The organism is Pedobacter sp. 01T416_2 (assembly GCF_056398925.1).
Genome location: NZ_JBFTQI010000905.1, coordinates 1 through 2,203, shown reverse-complemented (window position 1 = coordinate 2,203; position 2,203 = coordinate 1). Strand labels below are relative to the sequence as shown.

Annotated in this window: 1 protein-coding gene and 1 pseudogene; one reads left to right on the top strand and one right to left on the bottom strand. The window is 39.6% G+C overall.

The genetic code is table 11. The features are described from left to right. The coding region (locus AC1DPQ_RS25675) for a CocE/NonD family hydrolase C-terminal non-catalytic domain-containing protein (protein WP_477611300.1) at positions 1 to 319 on the top strand (319 nt) is incomplete at its 5' end. A 173-nt stretch (positions 320 to 492) separates the two neighbouring features. Here AC1DPQ_RS25675 and AC1DPQ_RS25670 read toward each other — a convergent pair. After that, positions 493 to 2,203 (bottom strand): annotated as a pseudogene (locus AC1DPQ_RS25670) (DNA gyrase/topoisomerase IV subunit A); the annotation flags it as partial.

The window sequence follows — 2,203 nt, the reverse complement described above, 5'->3', positions numbered from 1 at the left end:
ACCCTGGACAGAAGGAAATGGTGTAAAATTAATGGATAACGTAATTACGCGCGGATGGGCCGATCCTCAAAACAATAAATCGTTAACTGAAAGTGCGCCTTTAACACCCGGTAAATTTTACGAGCTCAAATTTAATCTTCAGCCGGATGATCAAATTATACCCGCAGGTAAGAAAATTGCCTTAATGATTTTTTCGAGTGATAAAGAATTTACGCTTTGGCCAAAAGCCGGAACTCATCTAACCATTGATTTAAATGGAACCACACTTACATTACCCGTAGTTGGTGGGATTAGTGCATTTGAAAAAGCGACAAAATAGTGCCGCTTCATTAAAATAAATTTTAGCCAATATAGCACCATAAATCACACGATTTCTGATGCTATATTGTTTTTACTATCCCTAACAGTTATTGAACTACGCGCGCTTAAAGAGCTCTCCTCCAAAGGAGTTCCTTCGGAACACTATGGTAGGGATAACGATCTTAGTAATATTTAAAATAATCCCAGCTGCCCTTTGTCATCAATATCGATATCGTCAGGATTGGTGATCTCGAAATCTATCTTTTTGGCAGGTTTTTCTTCTGCTTCGGGTTTATCGTCGGTTTTAACTTCTTTTTTAACAGGTTCGGCTTCTGGCTTAGACTTTTCTACTAATGGCTTTTCTACAGTAACAGGTTTTTCTGGCTTAACCACAGGCACTTCTTTAGGTTCTTCTTTGCGTTCGAACTTTGGTTTTGGCTGCGCTACAACAGGTTTGTCTATTACCTCTTCCGGCACTTCTGGTTCTGTTACGGTTTCCTCGTTCGCAATCGCCTCTTCGCTTGTAACCACCTCATCTAGTGTTTCTTCAGCATCCTCTTCCTCGTCAATTGTTGCTTCCTCAACCGCCTCAATTTCTATCTCAGGCTCTTCTAACACTACTTTTTGAACGTCGTGCGGCGACAGTCTATTGCCATTTGCTTTTAGTCCTTTAACATCAATCAGTTCTGCTAAGGTTAAATCCAATGTTTCTGGGATTTGGGTTTTACCTTTTAAAACATCAACAATAATTTTTGCTGCCGAATTTGAAGTAAGGAACAACAACCTCGATTTCTGCTCCTCACTAATGAAAATGGTTTTCCTACCATTAGCTTGCAGTTCGAATGCAAAACGTTTAATAAAATAATTTTGTGCTTTGCCTTCAAAATGGACTGCGGCAAAAATCTTCTCCGGATCAAACTTCTGGATCAAGATCAGGCCGTCATCAAAGTGGTTACTCAATTCGAAAGAACTTAACTCATAGAAGCCATCTTTATGTACTTGTAAAATACGATCGTCGCCATCAAATTCACCCAGGTATTTCCCACGGCCATCAACATTTAAGCGTTTTAATAAATCATCATACCAGATTTTCAGTCCAGATAAAGTAGAAACTCCTTTGCTCTTCAGAATGATTTTTTTGACCGGATATTTCGAAATGATATTCCCCTGCGAGCCACGTCCTTTAATGGCCACTTCTGCAAAATCCTGATCGAACTGAAGCTTGCGCAATTTAGAGTGCGGTTTTAATGCAACATTTACTATCTCAGCTTCTCCGTTCGGATTGGCTGTAAAATATAAAACCTTCGAACCTTTCGATCCCTTGGTTAAATCGTATTCTTTATCGCGTGTTACCCCAACTACAGCAAACCTTTTAATATACGAAGTACCACTTGCACCATCTTTATAAACCATGTTGTAAATGGTACGCTCATCGTTTTTCTTAAATACCTGGGCGTGTATAATGCCTTTACCTACAAAGGTTTTATCGGCTACCTTGGTGATAATGCATTTACCATCCTCACGGAAAACAATTACTTCGTCTATATCCGAACAATCGGCCACAAATTCATCTTTACGTAAACCCGATCCGATAAATCCGTCCTCACGGTTCATGTACAGTTTTACATTCGCCAATGCAACTTTCGATGCTTCTACGCGATCGAACAAACGGATTTCAGTTTTACGTTCTCTTCCTTTTCCGTATTTATCTTTCAGTTTCTGGTACCAGGCAACAGCGTAATCGGTAAGGTGTTTTAAGTGGTTTTTAACTACTTTAATTTCATCTTCCAGGTTTTTCATCTGCTCATCGGCCTTTTTCACATCAAAACGGGTGATGCTACTCATTGGCTTATCAATCAGCTTCTTAAAATCCTCAGGTAAAATTTCGCGGTAAAGCGATGGC